The sequence below is a fragment of the Staphylococcus sp. IVB6181 genome (assembly GCF_025561445.1).
In the GTDB taxonomy this organism is placed as follows: Bacteria; Bacillota; Bacilli; order Staphylococcales; family Staphylococcaceae; genus Staphylococcus; species Staphylococcus simulans_B.
Window position 1 is genome coordinate 2,163,080 of sequence record NZ_CP095096.1, and the last position, 19,595, is coordinate 2,182,674.

Annotated in this window: 23 protein-coding genes; 11 read left to right on the forward strand and 12 right to left on the reverse strand. The window is 37.1% G+C overall.

Features of this window, described 5'->3' with window-relative positions:
* Nucleotides 1-61: 61 nt before the first annotated feature.
* From MUA90_RS10465 to MUA90_RS10505, 9 genes are all read left to right on the forward strand, one after another.
* Complete coding sequence (locus MUA90_RS10465; RefSeq protein ID WP_262586765.1) at nucleotides 62-2,479, forward strand: Na+/H+ antiporter subunit A; 2,418 nt, start codon at nucleotides 62-64, stop codon at nucleotides 2,477-2,479.
* Nucleotides 2,460-2,888: a Na(+)/H(+) antiporter subunit B gene (locus tag MUA90_RS10470; RefSeq protein WP_105993648.1), complete on the forward strand. Its 429-nt coding sequence runs from the start codon at nucleotides 2,460-2,462 to the stop codon at nucleotides 2,886-2,888. The genes MUA90_RS10465 and MUA90_RS10470 overlap by 20 nt, the downstream gene beginning before the upstream one ends.
* Nucleotides 2,888-3,238: a Na+/H+ antiporter Mnh1 subunit C gene (gene mnhC1, locus MUA90_RS10475; protein ID WP_105993647.1), complete on the forward strand. Its 351-nt coding sequence runs from the start codon at nucleotides 2,888-2,890 to the stop codon at nucleotides 3,236-3,238. The genes MUA90_RS10470 and mnhC1 overlap by 1 nt, the downstream gene beginning before the upstream one ends.
* The gene (locus MUA90_RS10480; protein WP_114603763.1) at nucleotides 3,225-4,721 is read left to right on the forward strand and encodes a Na+/H+ antiporter subunit D; all 1,497 of its coding nucleotides are present in this window, start codon (nucleotides 3,225-3,227) and stop codon (nucleotides 4,719-4,721) included. Before mnhC1 ends, MUA90_RS10480 begins: the two co-directional genes overlap by 14 nt.
* A gap of 1 nt (nucleotide 4,722) precedes the next feature.
* The gene (locus MUA90_RS10485) at nucleotides 4,723-5,202 is read left to right on the forward strand and encodes a Na+/H+ antiporter subunit E (RefSeq protein ID WP_262586768.1); all 480 of its coding nucleotides are present in this window, start codon (nucleotides 4,723-4,725) and stop codon (nucleotides 5,200-5,202) included.
* Complete coding sequence (locus tag MUA90_RS10490) at nucleotides 5,202-5,498, forward strand: Na(+)/H(+) antiporter subunit F1 (protein ID WP_114603760.1); 297 nt, start codon at nucleotides 5,202-5,204, stop codon at nucleotides 5,496-5,498. Before MUA90_RS10485 ends, MUA90_RS10490 begins: the two co-directional genes overlap by 1 nt.
* Nucleotides 5,476-5,847 carry a Na+/H+ antiporter subunit G1 gene (locus MUA90_RS10495; protein ID WP_262586771.1) on the forward strand — a complete coding sequence of 124 codons (372 nt, stop codon included), beginning with the start codon at nucleotides 5,476-5,478 and terminating at the stop codon, nucleotides 5,845-5,847. Before MUA90_RS10490 ends, MUA90_RS10495 begins: the two co-directional genes overlap by 23 nt.
* 136 nt (nucleotides 5,848-5,983) lie before the next feature.
* Nucleotides 5,984-7,132, forward strand: coding sequence for an NAD(P)/FAD-dependent oxidoreductase (locus tag MUA90_RS10500; RefSeq protein ID WP_262586773.1), 1,149 nt, complete (start codon nucleotides 5,984-5,986; stop codon nucleotides 7,130-7,132).
* 138 nt (nucleotides 7,133-7,270) lie between these two features.
* The gene (locus MUA90_RS10505; protein ID WP_262585957.1) at nucleotides 7,271-8,593 is read left to right on the forward strand and encodes an ISL3 family transposase; all 1,323 of its coding nucleotides are present in this window, start codon (nucleotides 7,271-7,273) and stop codon (nucleotides 8,591-8,593) included.
* Nucleotides 8,594-8,764: 171 nt separating this feature from the next.
* On the opposite strand, the gene MUA90_RS10510 is transcribed toward MUA90_RS10505, so the two are convergent.
* From MUA90_RS10510 to MUA90_RS10545, 8 genes are all read right to left on the reverse strand, one after another.
* A complete protein-coding gene (locus MUA90_RS10510; RefSeq protein ID WP_114603764.1) occupies nucleotides 8,765-9,142 on the reverse strand; it encodes a PaaI family thioesterase in 378 nt (125 codons plus the stop codon).
* Between the two features lie 30 nt (nucleotides 9,143-9,172).
* On the reverse strand, nucleotides 9,173-10,489 hold the full coding sequence (locus tag MUA90_RS10515; RefSeq protein ID WP_262586775.1) for a Na+/H+ antiporter family protein: 1,317 nt from the start codon (nucleotides 10,487-10,489) through the stop codon (nucleotides 9,173-9,175).
* A gap of 116 nt (nucleotides 10,490-10,605) precedes the next feature.
* Nucleotides 10,606-11,019 (reverse strand): MFS transporter, encoded by a 414-nt coding sequence (locus MUA90_RS10520; RefSeq protein ID WP_262586777.1) that lies wholly within the window; start codon nucleotides 11,017-11,019, stop codon nucleotides 10,606-10,608.
* A gap of 22 nt (nucleotides 11,020-11,041) precedes the next feature.
* Nucleotides 11,042-11,341, reverse strand: coding sequence for an MFS transporter (locus tag MUA90_RS10525; protein WP_262586778.1), 300 nt, complete (start codon nucleotides 11,339-11,341; stop codon nucleotides 11,042-11,044).
* Between the two features lie 125 nt (nucleotides 11,342-11,466).
* Nucleotides 11,467-12,948, reverse strand: coding sequence for a leucyl aminopeptidase family protein (locus tag MUA90_RS10530; protein WP_262586780.1), 1,482 nt, complete (start codon nucleotides 12,946-12,948; stop codon nucleotides 11,467-11,469).
* A gap of 119 nt (nucleotides 12,949-13,067) precedes the next feature.
* Nucleotides 13,068-14,273, reverse strand: coding sequence for an NAD(P)/FAD-dependent oxidoreductase (locus MUA90_RS10535; RefSeq protein WP_262586782.1), 1,206 nt, complete (start codon nucleotides 14,271-14,273; stop codon nucleotides 13,068-13,070).
* A 300-nt stretch (nucleotides 14,274-14,573) separates the two neighbouring features.
* Nucleotides 14,574-14,933: a HesB/IscA family protein gene (locus tag MUA90_RS10540; protein WP_114603769.1), complete on the reverse strand. Its 360-nt coding sequence runs from the start codon at nucleotides 14,931-14,933 to the stop codon at nucleotides 14,574-14,576.
* Between the two features lie 35 nt (nucleotides 14,934-14,968).
* Entirely contained in the window at nucleotides 14,969-15,205 is a 237-nt protein-coding gene (locus MUA90_RS10545) for a YuzB family protein (protein ID WP_105993636.1), read from the reverse strand.
* A gap of 245 nt (nucleotides 15,206-15,450) precedes the next feature.
* On the opposite strand from MUA90_RS10545, the gene MUA90_RS10550 reads away from it, so the two are divergent.
* Nucleotides 15,451-16,515 carry an NAD(P)/FAD-dependent oxidoreductase gene (locus MUA90_RS10550; protein WP_262586785.1) on the forward strand — a complete coding sequence of 355 codons (1,065 nt, stop codon included), beginning with the start codon at nucleotides 15,451-15,453 and terminating at the stop codon, nucleotides 16,513-16,515.
* Between the two features lie 68 nt (nucleotides 16,516-16,583).
* On the opposite strand, the gene MUA90_RS10555 is transcribed toward MUA90_RS10550, so the two are convergent.
* Nucleotides 16,584-16,907: a YuzD family protein gene (locus tag MUA90_RS10555; protein ID WP_114603770.1), complete on the reverse strand. Its 324-nt coding sequence runs from the start codon at nucleotides 16,905-16,907 to the stop codon at nucleotides 16,584-16,586.
* A gap of 92 nt (nucleotides 16,908-16,999) precedes the next feature.
* Here MUA90_RS10555 and MUA90_RS10560 point away from each other — a divergent pair, with 92 nt between their 5' ends.
* On the forward strand, nucleotides 17,000-17,242 hold the full coding sequence (locus MUA90_RS10560; RefSeq protein ID WP_105993633.1) for a NifU family protein: 243 nt from the start codon (nucleotides 17,000-17,002) through the stop codon (nucleotides 17,240-17,242).
* A 59-nt stretch (nucleotides 17,243-17,301) separates the two neighbouring features.
* On the opposite strand, the gene MUA90_RS10565 is transcribed toward MUA90_RS10560, so the two are convergent.
* The 3 genes from MUA90_RS10565 to dltC all read right to left on the reverse strand — a co-directional run bounded on the left by MUA90_RS10565 (nucleotide 17,302) and on the right by dltC (nucleotide 19,571).
* Entirely contained in the window at nucleotides 17,302-18,051 is a 750-nt protein-coding gene (locus MUA90_RS10565; RefSeq protein ID WP_262586787.1) for a MerR family transcriptional regulator, read from the reverse strand.
* Nucleotides 18,052-18,183: 132 nt separating this feature from the next.
* A complete protein-coding gene (gene dltD / locus MUA90_RS10570) occupies nucleotides 18,184-19,338 on the reverse strand; it encodes a D-alanyl-lipoteichoic acid biosynthesis protein DltD (protein WP_105993632.1) in 1,155 nt (384 codons plus the stop codon).
* Nucleotides 19,335-19,571, reverse strand: a complete 237-nt coding sequence (gene dltC, locus MUA90_RS10575) for a D-alanine--poly(phosphoribitol) ligase subunit 2 (protein ID WP_002433359.1) — start codon at nucleotides 19,569-19,571, stop codon at nucleotides 19,335-19,337. Before dltC ends, dltD begins: the two co-directional genes overlap by 4 nt.
* Nucleotides 19,572-19,595 lie beyond the last annotated feature (24 nt).

Consider the following 19,595-nt stretch of genomic DNA (forward strand, 5'->3'; position numbering starts at 1 on the left):
TTTTTACCCCTATCACATTGATGTATAATGGGGTTATCTTATATTCAAAGGAGGACAAATAATGAGTTGGTTACATGCAGCGGTATTGTTGCCGTTCATCTTTGCACTCATTATCCCTATTGTTTATCGTTTTATTAAACGTATACATATAGGATGGTTCGTATTGCCTGTCCCCGTCGTTTTATTTATTTATTTCTTAACTTATATTTCGACAACGATGTCAGGTAAACCTAGATTTGCGGAATTGCAATGGATGCCGCAGATCGGTATGAACTTTAATTTATATGTAGATGGCTTAAGTTTATTATTCAGTTTATTGATTACAGGTATCGGTTCACTCGTTACTTTCTATTCAATCAGCTATCTAAGCAAAAAAGAACAACTAGGGAATTTCTATTGCTATTTACTACTCTTTATGGGTGCAATGTTAGGCGTCGTTTTATCTGATAATGTCTTCATGCTGTATTTATTCTGGGAAATGACTTCATTTTCTAGTTTCTTATTAATTTCATTTTGGCGTACACGCCATGCTTCATTGTATGGTGCGCAAAAGTCATTATTAATTACAGTATTCGGCGGACTATCTTTACTCGGCGGCCTTATCTTAATGACACTTTCAGGACACTCAACAAGTATTCGCCATCTCATTGCTCATGCCTCTGAGATTCAATCGAGTCCATTCTTTATTTTGGCTATGATTTTAATACTCTTTGGCGCAATGACAAAATCTGCACAATTTCCATTTTACATATGGTTGCCAGATGCAATGGAAGCACCAACACCAGTCAGTGCTTATCTTCACTCAGCTACCATGGTAAAAGCAGGCATTTACTTAGTTGCACGTCTTACACCTATCTTCGCCTTGTCTCAAGGATGGATTTGGGCTGTAACAGCAATTGGATTAATTACATTGTTCTGGGCATCTTTAAATGCGACAAAACAAGCAGATTTGAAGGGAATCTTGGCATTCTCGACGGTTTCACAACTCGGTATGGTCATGTCCATGCTTGGTATTGGTGCAGTAAGTTTCCATTACCAAGGTGAACAAAGTCAGATGTATGCAGCAGCTTTCGTTGCAGCAGTCTTTCACTTAATCAACCATGCCACTTTCAAATGTGCCCTCTTCATGATTGCAGGTATTGTCGATCATGAAACAGGAACACGTGATGTGCGTAAATTGGGCGGACTTATGACCGTTATGCCGATTTCATTTACAATCACAGTAATTTCAGCACTAAGTATGGCCGGTGTTCCGCCGTTCAACGGATTCTTATCTAAAGAAAGTTTCCTTGAAGCGATGATTAATGTTACACATGCCGGTATTTTCAGTTTGAATACACTTGGTGTACTGATTCCGATTGTCGCAATACTCGGCAGTATTTTTACATTCGTTTATTCAGTAAGATTTATCGGTCAAATCTTTTGGGGCTCTTACAAACCGGACGATTTACCGCACAAACCACATGAACCTTCAGTATTAATGTGGATTGCGCCGGCATTTTTAGCTGTATTAGTCGTACTTTTCGGTTTATTCCCAGGTCTTTTAGCTAAACCGATTATCGATCCTGCCAGTCAGGCGATACGTAATGCTGAGTTGCCAGATGCAGAATTCCATTTATTCCATGGTTTCACACCTGCATTCTTCTCAACGTTATTCATTTACGTCATCGGTATCTTATTGATATTGGCTTATCATAAGTGGGTTAAAATCTTGGAAGCTATCCCTGAACGCTTAGAACTTAACTATTTCTACAATCGTTCATCTGATAACTTGCCAAGCTATTCTAAAAAAGTCACAAACACTTATATGAGCGGATTTATCCGCAATAAATTACTTGTCATTATGGGAAGTTTGATTGCGTTAGCAGTCATTACAATATTATGCATGCCATTCACATTGAATTTTGAACATGTTACACGCGTCAGATCTTATGAAATCATTATCGTAGTGATGATTCTTGCATCTGCTACAATGATTGTATTTGCGCGTTCAAGATTGTTCAGCATTATCATGTTAAGTGCGGTCGGCTATTCTATGGCGATATTCTTTATCTTCTTTAACGCACCGGACTTGGCATTGACACAATTCGTAGTTGAAACAATCTCAACAGCATTGTTCTTATTATGTTTCTACCACTTGCCTAACTTAAACCGACACAATGAATCTACTTCATTCAAAGTTGTCAATGCGATTATCGCAGGCGGCGTTGGTTTAGTAGTGACTGTACTCGGTTTAATTGCATACGGTAACAGACATTTCGAATCAATTGCACAATTCTATAAAGACAATGTGCTTAGCTTAGCGCATGGTAACAACATGGTAAACGTTATCCTTGTCGACTTCCGTGGTACCGATACATTATTCGAATCATCTGTACTCGGTATTGCAGGACTTGGTGTTTACACATTGATTAAATTGCGCTCTAAACACAAAAACGGTTATGAAAGGGTGGAAGAAAATGAACAAACAGAAAAATGATATTATCTTTCAGTATTCAACAATCGTCATTTTCTTCCTGATCATGATGTTTGCCTTTTCGTTATTCCTTAACGGACATTATCAACCAGGAGGAGGATTTATCGGAGGCTTGCTCGTTTCAAGTTCTTTAGTACTTGTGGCAGTTTCCTATGACGTTAAAACCATGCGTAAAATCTTCCCATGGGACTTTAAAAAATTAATTGCTGCCGGCTTAACATTTTGTGTATTAACACCTATGGCAAGTTGGTTATACGGCAAGAATTTCTTCACACACAAAGTGTTTGAAATTCCGCTTCCATTATTAAAACCAATGGAAATCCACACTGCAGTCTTCTTTGACTTAGGTGTACTGCTTGCAGTAGTCGGTACAGTAATGACGATTATTTTAGCGATTGGAGAGAATGAGTAATGGAAATAATTATGATTATTGTTTGCGGTATCTTAACATCAATCAGTATCTATCTCATTTTATCTAAGAGCTTGATTCGAATCATTATCGGTACCGCTGTTCAAACGCACGCAGCCAACTTGTTTTTAATTACAATGGGCGGTTTGGGCGAAGGTACTGTACCTATTTTCAAACACGGTACAAAAAATTACGTCGACCCTATTCCGCAAGCATTGATTTTAACTGCGATTGTTATTTCATTCGCAGTAACCGCGTTCTTCTTAGTACTTGCCTTTAGAAGTTATAAAGAACTCGGAACTGACAACGTAGAAAGAATGAAGGGAGTGCCTGAAGATGATGACTCAAGATAACTTGATTGCAGCGATGCTGATTGTTCCAATGATTACAGCAGTTGTACTCGTATTTATCGGCAAGCGCCCTTTCATTAAACGTTATGTTGCTTTAGCAGGATCATTAATTGCTTTAGGTTTTGCAATTGTCAACTTCATTAACGTTTGGCACCATGGCCCTCTTAAATTAGAATTAGGTTCATGGAAAGCACCATACAGTATTGTATTTGTACTTGATTTATTCAGTGCCATTTTAGTCATTACAAGCTTGATTGTAACGATATTGATTATCTTATTCTCATATCAATCTATCGGCTTGCATCGCGAAACATATTACTATTACTTTGCAGTAATGTTTATGGAAACAGGTATCATCGGTGCCTTTATTACAGGCGATATTTTCAACATGTTCGTATTCTTCGAAGTATTTTTAATTTCGTCTTACGCATTGCTGGTTATCGGCGGTACTAAAATCCAACTGCAAGAAAGTATCAAATACTTGCTCGTAAACGTAGCATCATCAGCCTTCTTTGTTATGGCAGTCGGTATTTTATACTCTGTCGTCGGCACATTGAATATGGCTGATATCAGTAAGAAACTCGGCCACTTGTCAGATACAGACAGCGGACTGGTCAGCATTGTCTTTATCATGTTCCTATTCGTATTTGCGACAAAAGCCGGTGCTTTCCCAATGTATGTATGGTTGCCTGGTGCATATTACGCACCTCCGTTCGCAATCATCGCATTCTTTGGTGCATTGCTTACAAAAGTCGGTGTCTATGCGATCGCAAGAACATTAAGCTTGTTCTTTGCAGACTCGCTTTCATTCTCGCACTATACCGTGCTGATCTTAGCATTGCTTACGATCATCTTTGGTTCTATCGGAGCCATCAGCTATAACGACACTAAGAAAATCATCTTGTATAACATTATGATTGCGGTCGGTATTATCTTAGTCGGTGTAGCAATGATGAATGAAGACGGTATTATCGGCGCATTGTATTACACAGTCAACGACATGCTCATTAAAGCTGCTTTATTCTTCTTAATCGGTATTATGCTTAAGATTACCAATACCACAGATTTACGGAAGTTCAGCGGCTTGATTAAAGGCTATCCGATTTTAGGTTGGACATTCTTTATCGCATGTTTAAACCTGGCTGGTATTCCGCCTTTCAGCGGTTTCTACGGTAAAATGTTTATCGTCAAAGCTGCTTTTGAAAAAGGCTTCTATATCAGCGGTATTGTTGTATTGCTTTCAAGTCTGTTGATTTTATACTCTGTCATGAAAATCTTTATCAAAGGCTTCTTCGGTGAAGCAAAAGGTTATAAGATCAACCATAAATTACATTATCGCGGCTTGCTCAGCGTCGCTATTCTTGCTGTCGCATTATGTGTTGTATTCAGTTTTGCTGCAGATTGGTTATATCCGTTTATCAAAGAAGCAGCAGTGACTTTCTACGACCCTAAAGCATATATCGACAGCGTATTGGGGGTGAAATAATATGGCAATTCAAGTTTTAGTTAATATTTTACTTGCTATATTTTGGCTGTTTGTCAATGACAGCTACACTCTTAACAATTTCGTACTCGGATTTATTTTCGGGCTGCTGCTCGTTTACTTAATGCGAAAAATTTTACCTGGTCGTTTCTACATCGTGACTTTATATTATGTGATTAAATTAATGGTGATTTTCTTAATCGAATTAATCAAAGCTAATATCGATGTTATCCGAATTGTAGTTAAACCGAAAATCGACAATCAACCAGCATTCTTTGTCTACGACACAGATTTAAAACAGTCTTGGGAAGTTGTCGTATTAAGTACCCTCATCACTTTAACTCCAGGAACGATTGTTCTCGGTGTCAGTGATGATCAAACAAAAATCTATATTCACTGTTTAGATTTCAGTACTAAAGAAGAAGAAATCGAAGGTATCAAATCGTCATTAGAAAAAGCTGTCAGAGAGGTGGGAGAAGTATAATGTTTGCCTTTAACGTAGTAATTATCATTGCACTTGTCATTGTTGCACTGTCGATTCTAGGTATGCTTGTCCGTGTAATGCTCGGCCCTTCTCTTGCAGACCGAGTTGTGGCTCTAGATGCGATTGGTATTCAGCTGATGGCTATCGTCGCATTGTTCAGTATCTTCTTAGATACAAAATACATGATTTCCGCAATACTTTTAATCGGAATTATCGCATTCCTAGGTACAGCTGTTTTCGCCAAATATATGCAGAAAGGCAAGGTGATCGAACATGATAGAAACAGTAATGATTAGTTTAGCATTATTCTTTGTTGTCATAGGAGCGATCATCAGCGCCCTTTCTTCAATCGGTATCCTGCGTCTTAAAGATGTTTACGGACGTTCTCACGCAGCTGGTAAAGCAGCTACATTAGGATCTATGAGTTTGATGCTCGGTGTTTTCTTATACTTTATCGGTAAAGACCACTTCGTCAATCCGCAGTTATTAATCGGGATTTTATTCATTTTAATTACAGGTCCTTTATCCAGCCACTTGATTATCAAAGCGGCATATAAAGTCAAAACACCTTATTCTAAATCAACACAATTAGATGAAATCAGCGAAGCACAACAAGAAAAACCAAAACCTGCAAGTAAATCATAATGAAGATTTCAGACGCTGTAAAAGCTGTTTAATCAGTCTTTTACAGCGTCTTTTTTATTGGCTTTAACTTGAGAACAGCAGTCACTTGTGCTATATTAAATAAATCGAAACTATTACGATTTAAGAAGGTGACGCTATGTCTTGGACAATCGTTGGCGGCGGTATTCACGCTGTAACAATTGCTATAAAATTACGCGCTTCAGGCCTTCCTGCTGAAGCATTGACTATTATTGACCCTCATGACTCCTTGTGTGAACAATTTGATGACTTCTCATGCCGAATCGGTATGCCATTCTTACGCTCACCGCATGTGCATCATGTACATCCCGACCCTTTCCACTTGAAAAAATTCGCCAAACACCACCAATATACCGGAGCAACTTACGGTAAATATCAACGCCCGCAACGTGATATGTTCATGGACCATGTGCATAAAATGCTGCATGAATTCGATTTAAACAGTCGCCACATTAAAGATATTGCGACGAACGTCGAACAAGTCGATGGGCAATGGAAAGTCGATATGAAAGCACACGACAGTGTTATCAGCGACCACCTCTTATTAGCCATCGGCAGTAATAATATCCCGCACATTCCAGATATGTATCAAAATCAGCCTGATGTACAACATATCTTTGATGATACAGAAACACCTTATCATAATGCGTCTCACGTCATCGGCAGCGGTATCACTGCAGCACACTTAACATTAAAACTGATTGAAGATTCCGCTTCTGATGTAATTCACTTATGGATGAATAAAGATATAGAAGTTTATGATTTTGATGCTGATCCAGGATGGCTCGGTCCGAAGAAAATGACACATTATCGTGAAATCGATTCATCCAAAGAGCGCTTGAATATCATTGCTCAAGAACGTCATAAAGGTTCTATGCCTAAAGAGCTTTATTTGCGTCTTAAGAAGCATGTACAAGAAGGACAGCTTCAAATACATGTAAATGAAATCAAAGACATTAAAGACCACCAAATCATCACTGACAAAGCAGCGTATGATTATGATACTATTCTGCTTGCGACAGGCTTTAAAAATAATATTATGCAGCTGCCTGTCATTCAAAACTTTGTGCAGCACAACCAAGCACCATTAACAGAAACAAAGCACCCTAAACTAAGTGAAAGCTTAGAATGGATGCCTGGTGTATTTGTATCCGGTGCACTTGCAGATATAGAGTTAGGACCATTCGCAAGAAGCTTTGCGGGCGGCAGAGAAGCTGCTGACCGTATTGCTAAAGCTTATCTCAATGAAAATGTTAAAGTTTCATAGCAGAAAAAATAGGCTCTATAATAAATTCGGTTGATGAGATAACCTAGCGGTTATTTCTCAATCGAATTTTTTGCATAAAAAGGGCGCAACCCCCTAATATTTAAGTTACCAACACAAATAAAGAGAGGAATTGCGCTTATGACACATTGTATAGCAAAAATACTTGATTATAAAGGGAAAAATATTACTTTTTCTGATGATGTTCAGGAAGTTTACTTTAACTTGGTAAGAACTTTACTATTTAAAGGCACTTTGACATACACACCAGATTGTTGTGAAAACTGCGGAGCAGTAAATGAAAACCATAGAATAGTAAAGAATGGTAAAAGAAAAACGATGATAAAGCTTATGAAGATTCAAGGTAGTCCCAGTTATTTAGAGCTTAAAAAACAAAGGTTCTTTTGTCGTTCATGCCATTCATCATTTGTAGCAAAGACGAATTTTGTGAAAAAGCATCATAATTTCTGTAATAAATTAGCACTGCATATTCTGTATCAAAGCCATGAGAATAGATCTTGCAAAGGCATTGCTTACGATAACAATGTTAGTTCTGCTTCTGTAATACGTTATATTAATAAAACTGCAAATAGTGTTAAGTTAGGTCCATTTAATGAACTGCCCAAACATATCATGGTGGATGAATTCAAAAGTGTTAAAAATGTAGTAGGTAAAATGAGTTTTATATTTTGTGATGGTGATACGCATCAAATCGTAGATATTTTACCTGATCGTAGAAAGCGTGCATTATTTGCTTATTTTATCCGGTTTGATAGAGAAGTAAGAAAAAGAGTTGAAACAGTTACAACCGATATGTACAGCCCATATATTTCTTTATTTAAGCAGTTATTTCCAAATGCGAAAATCATTTTAGATCGATTTCACCTTGTTCAAGCATTAAATAGAGAACTCAATAGAGTTCGTATCAGGATAATGAATGAAAAAAGACATAAGGATGGCAAATACTATAGAAAACTTAAACATTATTGGAAGCTTATTCTTAAACCTTCCGAATCCTTGAATAGTACGCTTTATAAAGATAACAAGCTTTTCCCTGGATTAGAATCAGAAAAATCAATGATAAATTTTATTTTGGGTGAAAGCCCAGAGTTAAAGGATGTCTATGACAAAGTAAATGCGCTTCGTACATCAATAAAGACCAATGAAAATCATAAATTAACTCATCAAATTCTTAAATACCTTAAGGATAGAAATACTGATGGCGGACTTAAAAGAGTACTTAAAAGCTTTAGAAATTTTTTACCAGAAATTATGAATGCATTAAATCATCCTGGTCGCTCAAACGGCCCTATAGAAGCTATAAATAACAACATTAAAGTACTAAAAAGAATCGCTTATGGATACAGAAATTTCTATAACTTCAGAAATAGAATTCTAATCAAATTCAAGCTATTAGCTAAGAAAAAACATCGCTTCCATACCCCATTGCCTAAAGCAGCTTAAAATAAAAAATGCTCAGTTAGTAATACTAAATTCCATAGGAATTAAAGCAATACTAGCTGAGCGACATAGTTTATGGTAACTATAATATTTGATTTCAAATTTTATGCATCAACCGAATTTGACATAGAGCCAAAAAATAAGCATTCCTGAAAAAACAGGAATGCTTATTTATTATGAACGACGCGGTTTCAGCATCATCGTTCCTCTCATCACACTGATGATTTGATTGTGTTCATCTACAATATTGATATTCCATACTTGTGTTGATTTTCCGCCATGGATAATTTTTGCAATCGCATAGACATAACCTTCTGTCGCTGAGCGAATATGGTTCGTATTCATTTCTAATCCTACTGGGATGACCTTATTCGTATCTACCATATGTGCAGCACCTACAGAACATGCTGTCTCTCCTAGAGCCATAGAAGCACCGCCATGCAGATAACCAAAAGGCTGTTTTACTTTATCCGTCACCGGCATTTGCACTTTCGCATAGCCTTCTGAGACTTCTAAAATTTCCATTTCTAAGACTTCGAGTAAATTCGTCATTCCATCCGCTCCCCTGCATGTGTATTAACTTTATAATACCATAGCTGCAATCGTACCAAAGACCATTAACGGAATATTATAGAATAAGAAGTTCGGAATACATGTGTCTCTGATGTGATCGTGCTGACCATCTACATTTAAACCGGCTGTCGGTCCTAATGTTGAATCGCTGGCTGGCGAACCAGAATCACCTAGTGCACCTGCTGTACCGATTAAGGCAATCAATGCCATCGTACTCATACCCATTTGTTCTCCTAATGGAATGAAAAGTGCTGCGATAATCGGAATCGTCGCAAATGATGAACCGATACCTAATGTCACGATTAATCCAATCACATACATTAAGATGATTGCGATTAATTTGTGATCGCCTGTTACAGAAGCAATACTTTCTACTAAGCCTTTCACATCGCCTGTCGCATTCATAATACCCGCAAAACCGTTTGCTGTTAAAATAACAACACCGATGTAAGCCATGATTTTAATACCTTCTGTAAACTCTCTATCTAGTTCAATCCATTTGAATGAACGAGATACGAAGAAGACCATCACACCTGCAAGCGCACCGAAAATCATAGATTCTGTAAATGTTTGTACTAAGAATGTCGCTAAGATTGCAACAATCGTTACGCCTAATACGTAAGGTTTGAGTTCTTTCGGCGCATTTTCAATATTCTCTTGATCTCTATTATATTTACGAGGTTTTCTGTAATAGAACAGACCTAAAATCAAACCGACAATATAACCCATTGATGGAATCAATAATGATTTCCATACCATATCAAATTCAATTTGGTGATGTGCTTTTGTAAAGCCTGTTTGAATGATTTGGTGATAAATTTGTCCAAATCCGTATGGGAGTAACAGATAAGGGAAACATAATCCAAATCCAATGACTAAACCGATTTGTCGTCTATCGATATTCAATTCATTAAACAAGCTGAGTAATGGTGGAATAACAATTGGAATAAATGCAATATGTACAGGAATCAAGTTCTGACTGCTCATACTTAATAGTAATAACGCGACAATTAAAATGACTTTGATTGTCGAACGAGATACTTTTGTATTCTCAGCTTTAATCATATTGATGATTTTGCCGACTAAATAATCTGTAATGCCGCTATATGAAATTAATGCCGCAAAGCCCCCTAGCAAAGCATAGCTCAGTGCGACTTCTGCACCATCTACTATATTTTCTGAAAATACTTTGATAATTTTCTCCACTGGTATTCCTGCCACTAAACCGCCAACTAAACCGCTGACAAACAGACTTAATACAACATTGAGTCTGAATAAACATAAAATAATCATTAATAAAACTGCGATGACTACTGCATTTAACATTTGTGTTACTCCTTTACTACGTTATCGAACTAAAGCGTTATGTTAGTATGATAACAGTCTGCTACTTTGTTGTCAATATCACAATCCAATCTTATCTGATTTATTCTGTTACTAAATTAAACAACGTTAAATTGATCTTTTTTAATAACCAGCGAGAACAATAGAATGGTTAAAAGGAAGACACTTCCTGTTATCAAAAAGACCCACCCTTGATGGTTGTTTAATACCATACCAAAGAAAACAAAAGATAAAGGTGTCATCGATTGCGAGATAGAGTTGCATAAACCGAATACTCTGCCCTTAAACTGATCATCTATTGCCTTTTGCATGAAAATCATTGTAGGGACATTAAAAATCGGCAATGAAATACCGACTAATGTCATTACTGTTAGAATCACAATAAATGAGAAAGTATTGCTTTGAATATTCAACAAATAAAGACCTAAACCAATGATAGTTAACGCCATGATGGATAATGAAATCTGCATTGAACCTTTAAGTGCTTGTTTGATTGGAAATATAGATAGCACTATCTGTTAGGTTTAAAATAATTCATAAAATAAGAATATAGTAGAAAAAGGAGTGATAAATAAAGACAAATAATACTAAGCTGACAATATTAACAATTTGCGCTGCAGTAATTAAGCGTTTATTGTTCATTGTATCGGTAAATGTCCCGAATAATGGTGCACTGATTATTGTAGATAATGTCACAACCGCTAAATATATACTGAAGAAAGCAGTATTATCTGTATGTTTTAAAATGAAGAAGCTGCACGCAAAGCTGAAAATTTGCGAACCAAATGAAGCAATAACGTCGAAAATAATTAAATTAATCGCATTTTTCGGCATATGAACCACCTGCTTACTGAAAGTTTAGTTAGCGTTCATCATGATAAAATGTCAGAATATTCTCGATATTAATTGTATAAAAAATGAGTCGAAACCATGTCTTAATGATTTCGACTCAGAATCATTTATTTTCTTAACCAATCGATAATACTTTGAATCAAGAAACCTGTAGGGCCTTTCGGACCGTTGTAACTTGCTTTTGAAGTCGTTGCCGGTCCTGCAATATCAAAATGCAAGTGCGGAATCGAGTTGCTGAAATGCATAATAAATGCGGCCGCAAACAAGGCTTTGCCCATACCGTTAGTATGGTTGACTAAATCAGCAACTTCACTGTTTTTAATTAATGATTGTTCTGTTGCGGTCACTGGCAATTCATACGTCCATTCACCATTTTGCTGTGTAATGGCTGTGATTTCATTCAACGGTGCTTGAGCGTTATTTTTAAAGACAGCTGCTTTATCAAAGCCGAGTGCCGCAATTGCAGCGCCTGTTAAGGTCGCAAAGTCTAAAATGACTTTCGGACGATGCTGTGCTGCTTGGAAGACAGCATCCCCTAACACTAAACGCCCTTCTGCATCAGTATTCAGTACTTCTACTGTTTCGCCGCTCATAGCTGTGAAGACATCATCTGGTTTCATCGCTTTGCCGTTAATCATATTTTCTGCAGAAGCAATAATACCTACAATGTTGACAGGCAATGCTAAACGATGTGCCGCTTCAATCATCCCTACAACATTCGCAGCACCGCACATATCGAATTTCATTTCCTGCATGCCTGGTTTAGATTTAATAGAATAACCGCCTGAATCATAAGTGATACCTTTCCCTACTAAAGCAATAGGTGCCGCATCCGCATCTGTTGCGCCGTTATACGTTAATGTGATTAAACGCGGGCCGTTATCTGAACCTTTGCCTACTGCATGAATCAAACCGAAACCTTCTGCTTGCAGTGTTTGTGCGTCTTTAACATCCACTTCGACAGCCGTTTCTTCAAAGTGTGCTGTGACTAAGTCCGCAAAGTATTCAGGTGTTAATATATTCGGCGGGATATTACTTAAATCTCTCGCAATTTTAATACCTTCGCCGATCACTTCGCCATCTTTGATTGCTGTAATTTCATCTGCACCTGCTTCATGCAGTCTCAAACTTAGATGGTAGGGTACTTTCTTATCGGATTTATAATTATCAAAGACATACAGTGATTTCTTGCCTTGCAGACCAAATAATTCTGCCATTTCAGTTTTTTCAATCGCTTTTGAATCGAATGTTGAAAACAGAATATCTGCGTTGTTGACATGTGCTTGTTTGAAATACTGCAGTAAGTTTCCGTAAACTTTCGCTGCTTGAATACGATCCAAGTTTTTAAGATTGCCTAACCCGACAGTAATCAATCGAACACAAATCTCTCCGCTTTCAAAGAATGTAGCACTGACTTTGCCGACTTCACTGCTGATAAGATGACGCTGTTTATATGTATCTAAAGCATCAGTTAAGTCTTCCCCTTGAATAGATACTGATCCAAGCTGATTTAAATGATCTGGCAATCCTACGACTAATGTGTCGCTGGATAGTTGATTTTGTTCATCAAATGTAATTTGTATTGGCATACAAATCCTCCTTCATATAAAAAAGAGGTTGGTAACCCTGTTGTATCAACAGTTTTGCCAACCTCTTAAAGTCTATTTTTTAGCCGGCTCTTACTTATTCAGCCGAAATATGGTTAATATTAAAATTTACCTTTTTTGAATGCTAAGCCGATACCGCCGATTTTGAAGATAGAACGTGTATCGATAACTTTTTTCATGAATGCAGCTTTTTTGCCTGCGATGTTTCTGCCGTATACCACACCAATACCATCGTTAGCACCTAATGAGCATACAGTTCCGCGGTTTACGAAGTTGAATGGCTCTTTAGGTTGACCATTTAAGATGTTTCTGATGTTTTGTGCAACGTTTTCACCTTGTTGCATAGCAATTTGTGCTGTTGTCGGTAATGGACGTTCTTCGCCTTCAGGAATGTAAGCAGAAACGTCACCGATAACGAAGGTTTCTTCGTGTCCAGGTGCAGTTAAGTCTTGGTTAACTACTAAACGGCCGCGTTTAACACCGTCGAATGATTCTTCCATTAATTTGCTTCCGCGAACACCAGCAGCCCATACTGAAGTGTTAGCTTCTAATTGTTGCTCTTCGTCTCCCACTTTAACTACGAAGCCTTTTTCGTTCGCACCAACGATTGGTGTACCGATTTTGAATTCAACACCGCGTTCTTCTAAGAAGTTTACAGCGTGGTTCACTAATTCGTCATCGAACATTGGAAGCATTTTTGGTGCAGCTTCTACACAAGTGATTTTAACTTTGTCGCGGTCTACACCGTATTTGTTTGATAGTTCATCAACACGTTCAGTTAATTCACCTAAGAATTCGATACCAGTGAAGCCTGCGCCGCCTACTAAGAATGCAAGATCTTTAGGATCTTTTTCTTTTGAAGATGCATAGTTCGCAAATTTATCTTCGATGTGACGAGATAATTCACGTGCAGTATGGATATTTTCGATTTGGTAAGCATGTTCTAACATACCTTTGATACCGAATGTTTCACTGATAAAGCCTAAACCTACAACTAAAACGTCGTAGTTGAAACGACCATTGTTTGTTTCAACAACTTTAGCTGTCGGATCGATTTTTGTTACTTCTGCTTTAAGGAATTTTACTTTATTTTGATCTACAACACTTTCAACCGGATAGATAATATCTTCATAGTTTACAGTACCTGCTGATGCTTCATGTAAAAGTACTGATTCATAGTGATATTCATCTCTGTTGATTAAAGTGATTTCAGCTTCGTCAGCTGGTAAAATCTTTTGTAATTTTGTAACAGTTTGCAATCCTGCATAACCTGCCCCTAAAACAAGAACTTTTTTTGTTTCAGCCATTTTATTCACCTATGCTTTCTTAAATAATTTTATTAGTATACGCTATCTTAATATATACCCCATTTGATTGAAAAAAATGCCAATTAAAGACAAATGCCATTCCTCTTAATTCTATAATTATCTAAACATTTTTTCAAGGCAATACTAAGAAAACCGCAGATAATTTCAGAATTTACTGATTGTCCGATAACACTATTATGGACATAGTTTAATCTATTTTTAAAGTAAAAACATATTTAAACCAAAAAAAGAGCTGAGGTCATATCCCCCAACTCTTCATCTCATGCTATTTGCAATGCCTTAGCAATCTTCAGGCTGGCCGGCAACTTTAGCAGTTCTGAATGAGCTGCCGCAACCGCAAGATGCAATCGCATTCGGGTTGTCGATTTGGAAACCGCCGCCCATTAATGATTGTTTAAAGTCTATTGTTGTACCTTCTAATACAGGTTTATCGTATTTATCTACTAATACTTTAAGACCGTAGAATTCAATGATTTCATCATTTTCTCCAGGGGCTTCTTCAGCTGACATACCGTAAGTCAAACCTGTACAGCCGCCGCCGTTTACTTTGATTTTTAAATAACCGTCCGGCATATCATTGCTTTCTAACATACTTTTAACTTCGTATGCTGCTGCTTCTGTCATATTTACTGTAGACATATCTTATTCCTCCTTAAGAAACTACTCGTTCGAAACTAGAAAATCCAAGTTTCTTCTATATGCTTATAAATATTTTGTAATAAGTCGTCTGGCGATTCACCTTCAACAATATCACCATTCACTAATGCATACAAGCCGCTTGAACAAACCCCGCAATTTTGCAGGCATCCGTATTCCAATACGTCTACCCCTGGATCTTGTTCCAGCTGGTTATATACATAGTCTCCGCCTTTTGCCATATTTGAAATGCAAAATTCTACTATTGGATTCATAATGCACCTCTTGTTATTTTTGAGTCATACAATTATAACATACCTCGTTCAATTTCTCTTGGGTTTCGTATGAATTTTTCTCAATCGAAACATTGTTTGTATGCAACATCAAAAAAGATTATAATAAATGAAAGCATATTTTTAGAATTAACATCTAAAATGACGCTGGTTACAATTTAACATATCTTCCAGTCATCAAGCAGTGATACAGCGTTATATAAATCTTGATTAGAGGGGTTATCGGAATGAAGAATTTAGTAATGTTAGGTGGCGGTTACGGCAACATGCGTATTTTATCGCATATCTTGCCTGATGATTTACCTGAGGACTACACTATCACTTTGATTGATCGTATGCCTTATCATGGTTTGAAACCAGAATATTATGCGTTAGCAGCTGGCACAAAATCAGATAAAGATGTGCGATTAAGTTTTCCGGAATCTGAGAAGCTTAACATCGTTTACGGTGAAATTTCGTCTATTGATTTAGATGAACAAATCATCTCAGTGGGTGACACGAAAGTAGATTATGATGAACTTATTATCGGACTTGGGTGCGAGGATAAGTATCATAACGTACCAGGGGCAGAAGCATACACATACAGTATCCAGACTTTATCTAAATCGCGTAAAACGTATCATACGATTAATGAATTGCCATCGGGGGCTAAAGTGGCAATTGTCGGCGCAGGTTTAAGCGGGATTGAACTTGCCAGCGAATTACGCGAGAGTCGTTCAGATTTAGACATCAAACTGTATGATCGCGGTGAACGTATTTTAGCACGTTTCCCAGAAAAATTAAGTCGCTTTATTGAAAAATGGTTCCATAAACATAATGTGACTGTCGTACCGAATTCCAATATCGACAAAGTCGAACCAGGTTATATTTACAACCACGGCGATCCTGAAGAAGTCGATATCGTAGTTTGGACTGCAGGTATTCAACCTGTTTCAGTTGTCCGCAACTTGCCGGTAGATGTCAGTAAAAACGGTGCAGTGATTATCAACCAATATCACCAAGTACCAACCTACCGCAATGTCTATGTTGTGGGTGATTGTGCCAACTTGCCGCATGCGCCGAGTGCACAATTAGCTGAAGTTCAAGGCGACCAAATTGCCGATGTCTTGAAGAAACAATGGAAAGGCGAAGCATTGCCTGACAAAATGGACGAACTTAAAGTTCAAGGTTTCCTAGGTTCATTAGGAGACAAACAAGGCTTTGCTTATGTCATGGACAGACCTTTAACAGGCCGCATTGCTTCTATCTTTAAATCGGGTGTTTTATGGTTATACAAATATCATAACGGTTAAAACAGAGGATAAGAAAAGCTCGAGCACTGATATTCAGTACTCGAGCTTTTTTAATGCCTCACACAATTTTAAGCTTGCGCAAAGTGTTCATCTATAAATCGTGTGATTTGTTTTAATTGTACATAGCCGTCTGCCACATACATATCATTCATTGTGACTAATGGATAGAACAATTCGTCATTTTCGATTTGTTCAATATACTGTTGGTCATGATCTGTTAAATTCTCTGTATCCTTCTGGAAATCGATATATGTGTACTCAAAGTTGATATCTGGATATTTGCGCTTTAATAAAGCTTGAAGCCAGTCATACGTGTCTCTAGATGTAGGTGCGTTCACGCAACTTGCACACACCACATCTGCCCCATAAACTACTACACTAACTTTAGTCATTTGGTTCCCCTCCATAGATTTTTTTCTCTAAGTCTATTATAATAAATAAACAAGCAAAAAATGAAATTATATACTTGGAAGGAGATATATCCATGCCAACTGAAAATACAACTATGTTTGATCAAGTCGCAGTGGTCATTGAACGTTTACGTCCATTCTTATTAAGAGATGGCGGAGATTGTACATTAATCGATGTAGAAGACGGTATTGTTAAGTTACAACTTCATGGCGCATGCAGTTCATGCCCAAGCTCAACTATTACACTAAAAGCAGGTATTGAACGTGCATTACTTGAAGAAGTACCTGGTGTCGTTGAAGTAGAACAAGTCTTCTAATTCATTTAAATAAATCGTCTTACGATGTAAGCACAGCCTGTAAATCCAGCTGTGCTTTTTTATTTTGTATAGGTTTTAATGATAAGACTTAACAAGTCTGCTGCACCTTGTTTGCCTACTAAGTCATCATAATATGCTCTGAATCGATCATCTGCAGTATAGAGCTCAGCCATAGCACGATGGTAGTCCGTATTATACTGACCGCTCATCAATTTCAACCATTGACGATGTGCATTAAATACAACTTTTGCTTCTGAATAGTTCAAGTCATCTTGTTCTAATAAATGATTCAGCTTTTCTTGAATAATTTGCTCTTGCTGTTGTGCATGTTTATATTCTAATTGCGAGAGATGACTATAGTGGTGCTCCGCCTCTTTTAATACGGATTCTCCATAACGTTCAATCACTTCTTTCCCGTATAGTTCCCGATTTTCATCTACTTTCTTTTGTTTAAAAACCTCAAACTTTTCTTTATCCGGCATAATTGTTCCCTCCTGTTCTAATTCGTTTATCCAATCAATTAAAGCTTGTAACTCTTGTTGTTGCTCTAGCAACTGTACCTTTTGATCCGTTAAAAGTTGCATAGTATGCTTACCTTCTTTAAGTAATTGCTGAATCTTTGATAGTGGCATTTCTAACCGGCGCAATAACATAATCACGGACAATACATCTAAATCCTCTGACAAATAAACTCTATAATAATTCTCCTTTAACCTGCGTGCTTTGAACAAATTAATTTCATCATAATATCTTAAGGTGCGTGGACTTAAACCAGTCAATTCAGCCAATTCACTTACTGTATATTGCATGTTTCTCACCTCCTGCATACCACTATAAGGGTTGACGTAACGTAAAGGTCAAGCATATCTACCCACTAATTTCAGTCTGAAAATGCATAAAAAACACAAATGATATTAACATACCACTTGTGTTTATATGCATTACTTTTCTTTCATATGATGTGCGACATGCTCATCAATATAAACCCAGCCTTTCCAGCCGATATGAACTGCATCTGTAATAACATATGGTTCATAGTCTTTATCTGTCATGTCATAAATCTTACCGCCGTTTTCAGTAACGGTTTTGTTGATTTTTTTATAAACTGGTTCACGTTTTTCAATATCTACACCAATATGATCGTACCATTTACCGTTGGCTGGGATACTGATATATTCCACATCAGCCCCTGCTTCTCGCATAGTATCGACTAATAATTTCAAGTCGCTGAATTCTGGTGAGTTGATATTAAATTCATAATCACGATTGATTTTACGTTTATTCGCTTTGATTAATTTCCAATATTTATCACGGATTTTGAATTCATTGGATTGAGAATGCGCTTTGCCGTATTGCGTTGCGACATCTCTCATTTCTGACCATGAGGCCTTTTCATCTGTTACAGGTTTTACATGTTCTAACGGAACATCTTTAAAATTCGCTAAGCTTTTAATCGCTTCGATTTTTACTAATTGATTTTCTTTGAAGTTAGAAATGTAATTCCCATCCGTTTTGCCTTTATTTTCTACTGTTGTTCTTAAAAAGTCTTTGTTGTGGACGTGTTTGAATTGCAGTAAACGTTTTGCATAACGCTGTTTCAATTCATTGCTCATATTTTTTTGGTGGAACAATTGATTAATTTGGTTTTGAGACACACGTGCATCAAAATTTTGATTTGTTAACCCATGGTTTGTAAACCATTGCGGTGAAATAATAAAAGCAAATTTCTTTCCTTTTAATTCATCATAATTCGATGCAAGCTCAATACCATTAACCAAGTCTGTATTCCCACCTGTACCAATTAAGAAAGGTTGACGAGATGCATTATGTTTGTTTAATGCGACAGCTGGATTAAAAGGATCGTCTTTTTCTAATTCGCTTGATCCGTAAATCGGATAATATTTATCATTATGATTGAACAAGCGTTCTTGAATCAAAGTCCCTTTTAATACTTGGTCTGTTAAAGACATGCGGTTTTCTGCTAGTGTCTTTTGATTAACAAGACCTGTAAACCAGCTGGATGGCAGCAATACAAATATAATAAAGATTGCGCCACTGATGAATATCGGCAAAAACGGTTTTAATTTTGAACTCATCTAAGTTCTTCTAAAGCTTCAACAATTTTATTCGGAGTCGCCCACTCATCACGATCAAAGTCCATAATAGATACTTCAATGTCTAATTTGTTTTGAATTTCTAACAGTAAACCTACTGTTTGGAAAGAGTCGATAATGCCTTCTTCAAAAATCTCTACGTCTGGATTTTCTTTCACGATATCGTTCTCTGCTACTTCTGCTAATAAGTCTAATACTTGGTCTCTAAATTCCATAATATTGTTAAGTCTCCTTTATAA

Bases quoted from the DNA above. Each gene is read 5' to 3' on its own strand.
- MUA90_RS10465 (WP_262586765.1), top strand. From the start codon at position 62: ATGAGTTGGTTACATGCAGCGGTATTGTTGCCGTTCATCTTTGCACTC.
- MUA90_RS10470 (WP_105993648.1), top strand. From the start codon at position 2,460: ATGAACAAACAGAAAAATGATATTATCTTTCAGTATTCAACAATCGTC.
- mnhC1 (WP_105993647.1), top strand. From the start codon at position 2,888: ATGGAAATAATTATGATTATTGTTTGCGGTATCTTAACATCAATCAGT.
- MUA90_RS10480 (WP_114603763.1), top strand. From the start codon at position 3,225: ATGACTCAAGATAACTTGATTGCAGCGATGCTGATTGTTCCAATGATT.
- MUA90_RS10485 (WP_262586768.1), top strand. From the start codon at position 4,723: ATGGCAATTCAAGTTTTAGTTAATATTTTACTTGCTATATTTTGGCTG.
- MUA90_RS10490 (WP_114603760.1), top strand. From the start codon at position 5,202: ATGTTTGCCTTTAACGTAGTAATTATCATTGCACTTGTCATTGTTGCA.
- MUA90_RS10495 (WP_262586771.1), top strand. From the start codon at position 5,476: ATGATAGAAACAGTAATGATTAGTTTAGCATTATTCTTTGTTGTCATA.
- MUA90_RS10500 (WP_262586773.1), top strand. From the start codon at position 5,984: ATGTCTTGGACAATCGTTGGCGGCGGTATTCACGCTGTAACAATTGCT.
- MUA90_RS10505 (WP_262585957.1), top strand. From the start codon at position 7,271: ATGACACATTGTATAGCAAAAATACTTGATTATAAAGGGAAAAATATT.
- MUA90_RS10510 (WP_114603764.1), bottom strand. From the start codon at position 9,142: ATGACGAATTTACTCGAAGTCTTAGAAATGGAAATTTTAGAAGTCTCA.
- MUA90_RS10515 (WP_262586775.1), bottom strand. From the start codon at position 10,489: ATGTTAAATGCAGTAGTCATCGCAGTTTTATTAATGATTATTTTATGT.
- MUA90_RS10525 (WP_262586778.1), bottom strand. From the start codon at position 11,341: ATGCCGAAAAATGCGATTAATTTAATTATTTTCGACGTTATTGCTTCA.
- MUA90_RS10530 (WP_262586780.1), bottom strand. From the start codon at position 12,948: ATGCCAATACAAATTACATTTGATGAACAAAATCAACTATCCAGCGAC.
- MUA90_RS10535 (WP_262586782.1), bottom strand. From the start codon at position 14,273: ATGGCTGAAACAAAAAAAGTTCTTGTTTTAGGGGCAGGTTATGCAGGA.
- MUA90_RS10540 (WP_114603769.1), bottom strand. From the start codon at position 14,933: ATGTCTACAGTAAATATGACAGAAGCAGCAGCATACGAAGTTAAAAGT.
- MUA90_RS10545 (WP_105993636.1), bottom strand. From the start codon at position 15,205: ATGAATCCAATAGTAGAATTTTGCATTTCAAATATGGCAAAAGGCGGA.
- MUA90_RS10550 (WP_262586785.1), top strand. From the start codon at position 15,451: ATGAAGAATTTAGTAATGTTAGGTGGCGGTTACGGCAACATGCGTATT.
- MUA90_RS10555 (WP_114603770.1), bottom strand. From the start codon at position 16,907: ATGACTAAAGTTAGTGTAGTAGTTTATGGGGCAGATGTGGTGTGTGCA.
- MUA90_RS10560 (WP_105993633.1), top strand. From the start codon at position 17,000: ATGCCAACTGAAAATACAACTATGTTTGATCAAGTCGCAGTGGTCATT.
- MUA90_RS10565 (WP_262586787.1), bottom strand. From the start codon at position 18,051: ATGCAATATACAGTAAGTGAATTGGCTGAATTGACTGGTTTAAGTCCA.
- dltD (WP_105993632.1), bottom strand. From the start codon at position 19,338: ATGAGTTCAAAATTAAAACCGTTTTTGCCGATATTCATCAGTGGCGCA.
- dltC (WP_002433359.1), bottom strand. From the start codon at position 19,571: ATGGAATTTAGAGACCAAGTATTAGACTTATTAGCAGAAGTAGCAGAG.